General features: G+C 65.5%; 6 protein-coding genes. 3 read left to right on the top strand and 3 right to left on the bottom strand.

Annotation, left to right across the window (positions count from 1 at the left end):
* Window positions 1-1842: glutamine--fructose-6-phosphate transaminase (isomerizing) (glmS, locus tag Q0C59_RS17825; protein WP_291218050.1), on the bottom strand; the 1842-nt coding region annotated here is incomplete at its 3' end.
* 135 nt (window positions 1843-1977) lie between these two features.
* Between glmS and Q0C59_RS17820 the strand changes: the two genes are divergently transcribed.
* Window positions 1978-2475 (top strand): Lrp/AsnC family transcriptional regulator, encoded by a 498-nt coding sequence (locus Q0C59_RS17820; protein WP_291218048.1) that lies wholly within the window; start codon window positions 1978-1980, stop codon window positions 2473-2475.
* Window positions 2476-2637: 162 nt separating this feature from the next.
* On the top strand, window positions 2638-3423 hold the full coding sequence (locus Q0C59_RS17815) for a DUF2726 domain-containing protein (RefSeq protein WP_291218046.1): 786 nt from the start codon (window positions 2638-2640) through the stop codon (window positions 3421-3423).
* A gap of 37 nt (window positions 3424-3460) precedes the next feature.
* Here the strand turns inward: Q0C59_RS17815 and glmU are convergent, their stop codons facing one another.
* Window positions 3461-4861, bottom strand: a complete 1401-nt coding sequence (gene glmU / locus Q0C59_RS17810; protein WP_291218044.1) for a bifunctional UDP-N-acetylglucosamine diphosphorylase/glucosamine-1-phosphate N-acetyltransferase GlmU — start codon at window positions 4859-4861, stop codon at window positions 3461-3463.
* Between glmU and Q0C59_RS17805 the strand changes: the two genes are divergently transcribed.
* Window positions 4860-5780, top strand: coding sequence for a DUF6279 family lipoprotein (locus Q0C59_RS17805; RefSeq protein ID WP_291218042.1), 921 nt, complete (start codon window positions 4860-4862; stop codon window positions 5778-5780). The genes glmU and Q0C59_RS17805 overlap by 2 nt on opposite strands.
* A 15-nt stretch (window positions 5781-5795) precedes the next feature.
* Here the strand turns inward: Q0C59_RS17805 and Q0C59_RS17800 are convergent.
* The coding region (locus tag Q0C59_RS17800) for an SLC13 family permease (protein WP_291218040.1) at window positions 5796-6281 on the bottom strand (486 nt) is incomplete at its 5' end.

Below are 6281 nucleotides of genomic sequence, written 5' to 3'. Positions count from 1 at the left end.
GTTGCGAGGCTTGTCCACATCCGTCCCCTTCGCCAGCGCCGTGTGGTACGCCAGCATCTGCAGCGGCACCACGTGCAGGATGGGCGAAAGCGCGCCGTAGTGTTCGGGCATGCGGATCACGTGAACGCCTTCGCTGCTGGTGATGCGGGTGTCGGCGTCGGCCAGCACATACAGCACACCGCCGCGCGCGCGCACCTCCTGCATGTTGCTCTTGAGTTTCTCCAGCAGGGTGTCGTTGGGCGCCACGGTGACCACCGGCATGGCCGCGGTCACCAGCGCCAGCGGACCGTGTTTGAGCTCACCGGCCGGGTAGGCCTCGGCGTGGATGTAGCTGATCTCCTTGAGCTTCAAGGCGCCTTCGAGCGCAATGGGGTAGTGCAGACCACGGCCGAGAAAGAGCGCGTTGTCCATGCGAGCGAAGTCTTCGGCCCAGCTGATGACCTGCGGCTCCAGCGCCAGCACGGCTTGCAGCGCCACGGGCAAATGGCGCATGGCCTTGAGGTGGCTGGCTTCGTCTTCTTCGCTCAAATGACCGCGCACCTGGGCGAGCGCGAGCGTGAGCAGGAACAGGCCCGCTAGCTGGGTGGTGAAGGCCTTGGTGGAGGCCACGCCGATTTCAACGCCGGCGCGGGTGATGTAGGCCAGTTCACATTCGCGCACCATGGCAGAGGTAGCCACGTTGCAGATGGTCAGTGTGTGTTTCATGCCCAGGCCTTGCGCGTGGCGCAGCGCGGCCAGAGTGTCGGCGGTCTCGCCGCTTTGCGTGATCGTCACCACCAGGGTGCGCGGGTTGGGCACGCTGGTTCGGTAGCGGTATTCGCTGGCCACTTCCACCTGCGTGGGAATCTTCCCAATGCTCTCCAGCCAGTACTTGGCGGTGCAGCCGCTGTAGTAGCTGGTGCCGCAAGCCAGGATGAGCACGTTGTCGATGTCCTTGAAGATGCGGTACGCGCCGTCGCCAAAGAGTTCGGGCGTGATGCCTTCCAGGCCTTCGAGCGTGTCGCCGATGGCGCGCGGCTGTTCGAAGATCTCTTTCTGCATGTAGTGGCGGTAGGGGCCGAGTTCGGCCGCACCGCTGTGGGCCTGCACGGTTTTCACGGGGCGCTTGGCTGCGTCAAGCGCCCGGCCCTGGGCGTCGAGCACCCAGTAGCGGCCGAGTTGCAGATCCACCAGGTCGCCCTCTTCCAGATAAACGATCTGGTCGGTCACGCCGGCCAGGGCCATGGCGTCGCTGGCGAGGAAGTGCTCCGCACCCAGCACTCCGTCGACCGTGCCCACGCCCAGCACCAGCGGCGAGCCGGCGCGCGCGCCCACCACGCGGTGGGGTTCGTCCTTGTGGAACACGGCCAGCGCGTAGGCACCGTGCAGTTGCACCACCGCGGCCTGCAGCGCGGCGAACACGTCGCCTTCGTACAGCGAATCGATCAGGTGGGCGATGACCTCGGTGTCGGTCTGGCTCTCGAACACATAGCCTTTGGCCTGCAAGGCAGCGCGCAGTTCGTCGTGGTTTTCAATGATGCCGTTGTGCACCAGGGCCACGCGGCCCACCATGCCTTCTGCAGCACCAGGACCGTGGCTGAAGTGGGGGTGGGCGTTGTGCACCACGGGCGCACCGTGCGTGGCCCAGCGGGTGTGCGCGATGCCGGTGCCGCTGGCAATGCCGTCGGCCTGGACTTGCTGCATCAACTCGGCCACCCGGGCCGTGCTGCGGGCGCGCTGCAGGCCGCCAGTGTGCACCGCCACACCGCAGGAGTCGTAGCCGCGGTACTCCAGCCGCTGCAAGCCTTGAACCAGCACGGGCACCACATTGCGCCCCGAAACCCCTGCGACGATGCCACACATGCTGCTCTCCGAAAATTGGTGAAGTGCCGATGCTAGTGACTGACGGCTGAAATAAAAGACCAAAATGTCACGATTGATGGCGAATACTTTCCCATCCGCCGAATCAAGTTCATTACGATCACAGAGATGATGAATATGGAACAAATCGTCATTGACGAAGCCGATCTCCGCCTTCTCGACCTGCTGCAAACCGATGCCTCGCAGAGCAACCAGTCACTGGCCGAGCGGGCGCACCTCTCGCCGCCCACCAGCCTGCGCCGCACCAAACGGCTGCGCCAGCTGGGCCTGATCGAGCGCGAAGTGGCCATCCTGAGCGCCGACCGCCTGGCGCCGGTGCTGGGCCACGGGCTCACCGCGCTGGTGGAGATCACACTGGAGCGCCAGGGCGCCGAGCTGCTCGACGCGTTCGAGGCGCGCGTGCTGCCCGTGACACAAGTGCAACAGTGTTACCGCGTCAGCCCGGGTCCGGATTTTGTGCTGGTGGTGCATTGCCACGACATGCCGGACTACCTCGCCCTGGCCCAGCGCCTGTTCACCAGCGACACCAACGTGCGCAACATCAAGGCCTTCTTCAGTCTCAAGCGCGCCAAATTCGACCCTCGCCTTGCCTTGCCGGCCAAGCTGTCCGCGTGACTCGGATGCACCACATTGGTACTCAGGCGATCGGCAAAAATCGATACATAGCGCACGCTTGGCGCACTTCTTGCCGCTTTCATGAGTTGACGAACCAAACTTTATGTAACAACCTTCGCCTTTAGCCGAACTGAAAAGGCGGACCGAAATCAGGAGGGTTTGATGAACACGAGTTGGATTGCCGTGCTGGGCGTGCTGGCCGTGCTGGGCCTGGTGGCGCTGGTCGTCTGGCGCATTCGCGTCAGCCACGAGTCGTCCGGACGCGAAGACCGCTACAGCCCGGAACGCCTGATGACGCCCGAGCAAGCGCAGATGCTGGACTACCTGCAGGACACTTTCCCTGGTCAGGTGGTGCTGCCCAACCTGCTGCTCAAAGACTTGCTGTCGGTGCGCCGCGCTTCCAATCGCAAACGCGCCGAAGACCGCCTGAACAAACAGAAAGTGGACTTTGTGGTGTGCGGTGACGACGGCAAGCCGACCTTTGCCTTCGACATCGAGCAGCATCCCCTGAGCAACGCCCGGCACAAGGCCCACATGGTGAAGCTGAAGAACCGCATCCTCAAGAGCGCTGGCGTGCGCTTCGTCTTTCTCAAGAACGGCCTGCACCGCATGCCCTCACCGGCGGACTTTCGCAAGCAACTCAACCTGGCCGAGTTGCCCAAGCCCGTGGTGAAAGAAAAGGAAGACCCCAAGGACAGCCGCCGTCAGCAGCTGGAGAGCCAGTTCTCGGAATTCGACTCGCTCAACACCAACACGGCGTTTCGCGATTCCGAGGTCATGGGTCTGAGCGGCCTGATGGACCTGAACCAGGAAACCCGCCGCGGTGGCTTCAGCAGCGCCTACAGCAACAGCGGCTTCAACGCGCCGCGCTCCAAGGGCAACGGCCCCAACAGCAAGTCACCGGGCGAGAGCCGCTTCGATTCCATGGACGTGCGCGGCGGCCGTTGAACCGGCAGCCTCCCCTCCCGACCACTCGACAGGCTCCTCAGGGAGCCTGTTTCTTTTTCTGCGGACGCTGCCAGTTGGCAATGCCGACCTGTTTGCCCCGCGCCACCGACAGCGCGCCGGGCGCCGTGTCCTTGGTGATGGTGGAACCTCCGCCCACCGTGCCGCCTGCACCAATCGTCACGGGCGCCACCAGCACGCAGTTGCTGCCCACGTGCACGTCGGCCTCGATCACCGTGCGGTGCTTGTTGGCGCCGTCGTAGTTGGCGGTGATGCTGCCGGCACCGTAGTTGACCCGCTCGCCCACGGTCGCGTCGCCCAGGTAGGCCAGGTGGTTGGCCTTGGCACCCGCGGCCAGGGTGCTGTTTTTCACTTCCACGAAATTGCCGATGTGCACCTCGGCGCCCAGATCGGCACCGGGACGCAGCCGTGCGAACGGGCCCACCAGCGCGCCGGGCCCCACCTTCACACCGAGTTTTTCGCCGTCGATGTGGGAGAAGGGATGGATCACCGCACCGGCTTCGATCACGGCATTGGCCACCACGCAGTTCGCGCCGATGCGCACGCCGTTGCCCAAGTGCACGCGGCCTTCGAACACGCAGTTGACGTCGATCTCCACGTCCTGGCCACACACCAGTTCACCGCGCACATCCAGGCGCGCCGGGTCGGCCAGCCGGGTGCCTTCTTCCATCAGCGTATCGGCCACGCGCCGTTGATACGCGCGCTCCAGTTCGGCCAGCTGCACCGGGCTGTTGACGCCGGCGACCTGCACCGCGTCGCTGATGCGGTGCGCGGCCACGCCCAGGCCATCGGCCACGGCGAACTTCACCACGTCGGTGAGGTAGTACTCGCCCTGGACGTTGCGGTTGTCCAGCCGCGCCAGCCAGCCGCGCAGCAGTTGCGTGGGCACGGCCATGATGCCGCTGTAGATCTCGGTGATGGCGCGCTGCGCCTCGCTGGCGTCCTTGTGCTCCACGATGGCTTGTACCGACGCATCGGCCGAACGAACGATGCGCCCGTAGCCGGTGGGGTCGGGCATGTCGAGCGTGAGCAGGGCCAGACGGCTGCCGCCACACAGGTCGAGCAGCGCCTGCAGGGTCTCGGGGCGGGTCAGCGGCACGTCGCCCGAGAGCACCAGCGTGACGCCATCGTCGGGCAGCACCGGGGCGGCCTGCTGTACTGCGTGGCCGGTCCCCAGCTGCGGCTCCTGGCGCACGAAGCGCAGCGCAGTGGTGGCGGGCGCCTGCAAACCGGCCTCGACCTGCTCCGCACCGTGGCCGGTGATCACCACCACCGAACGCGCCGATAACCGCGCGGCACAGTCGATCACGTGCTGGGCCAGTGCGCGGCCGCCCAAACGGTGCAACACTTTGGGCCGCTGACTTTTCATGCGCGTGCCCTTGCCGGCCGCCATCACCACCACATCCACAGGGAACGACATGAACACCTCTTTCGGGGAATCGTTGCGCGGCGTTCTTGCCGGGCCTCACGTGCGCCGGATTATCGCCCTGCGGGCCGCGCGGGTCTGTGCGCTGCTGGTGATGGCCACCTCCCTCACCGCCTGCACCGCCACGCGCCTGGCCTACAACCAGGCGCACAACGCCACCTACTGGTGGCTCGACAGCCACGTCGACTTCAACAACGGCCAGTCCACCCCGGTGCGAGGCGACATCAACGCCTTTTTCCAATGGCACCGTGCGAACGAGTTGCCGGTGTACGCCGGGCTGCTGCAGCGCTGGCAAACGCTGGCCTCGCAAGACATGACGGGTGAGCAGGTTTGCGCCGAGTTCGACGTGATCCGCACGCGCCTCGATCGCGCGGCCGACGCCAGCGTGCAACCCATGGCGCGGCTGGCGCTGCAGCTCGACGCGGCCCAACTGGAGCGCCTCAGGAGCCGCCAGGCCAAGAGCAATGCAGAGTTTGAAGACGACTTCCTTCAGGCATCCAGCGACAAGCGCGTGGACAAGCGCTTTGACCGGGCACTCAGCCGCAGCGAAATGCTCTACGGCAGTTTGAGCACGGCCCAGAAGGAACTGGTGCGCAACAACATCAAGGCATCGCCGTTCGACCCGCAGCGCACCCAAGCCGAGCGGCTGCGTCGCCAGGCCGATTTGCTGCAGACGGTGAAAGAGGCCCAGGCCGCGCCCGAGACCGCGGCCGAGCGCGTGCGTGGCCACATCGCGCGCATCAGCCAGTCACCAACGCCTGGCTACAAGACCTATTCAGACGAACTCGTGCGCCAGGGCTGTGCGCAGTTCGCCCAGCTGCACAACAGCACCACGCCCGAGCAGCGCGCCAACGCCGTGCGGGTTCTCAAAGGCTACGAAGACGATCTGCGCGTGCTCAGCGCGGGGCGCTGAAGCTCGCTCGGTTGCTCAGGCCACAAAGCCCATCCACAGCCACACCACGGCCAGCGACATCAAGGTCACCGGAATGCCGGTGATCGCATGCTTCTTCCAGTCGATCTCGATCCCCTGCTGGCGCGCGAGGTCGGCCACGATCAGGTTGGCAATGGAGCCCACCAGCAACAGGTTGCCGGCGAAGGTCGTCGCCAACGCGAGCATCACGCCGGCCTGCTCGCCACCGCCACCCAGGTGCGGCAACAACAGCATCACGGCCGGCACGTTGGACACCAGGTTGGAGAGCACCGCACTCGCCACCAGCAGCGGCCCTGGGTCGGTGAGAACCACGCCCTGCGCGCCCAGCCAGGCCACCGCCTGTGCGGCCAGGCCCGTGGATTCAAACGCGTGGTTCACCACGAACAGGCCCATGAACAAGATCAGCAGCGGCCAGTCGACCAGGCCCATGAAGTGCGAGGTGTGCAAACGCCGGCTCAACAGCAACACGCCAGCGCCCACCAG

It is taken from the genome of Hydrogenophaga sp. (genome assembly GCF_022844385.1).
Lineage (GTDB): Bacteria > Pseudomonadota > Gammaproteobacteria > Burkholderiales > Burkholderiaceae_C > Hydrogenophaga.
This window is presented reverse-complemented; position numbering and strand designations above follow the sequence as displayed.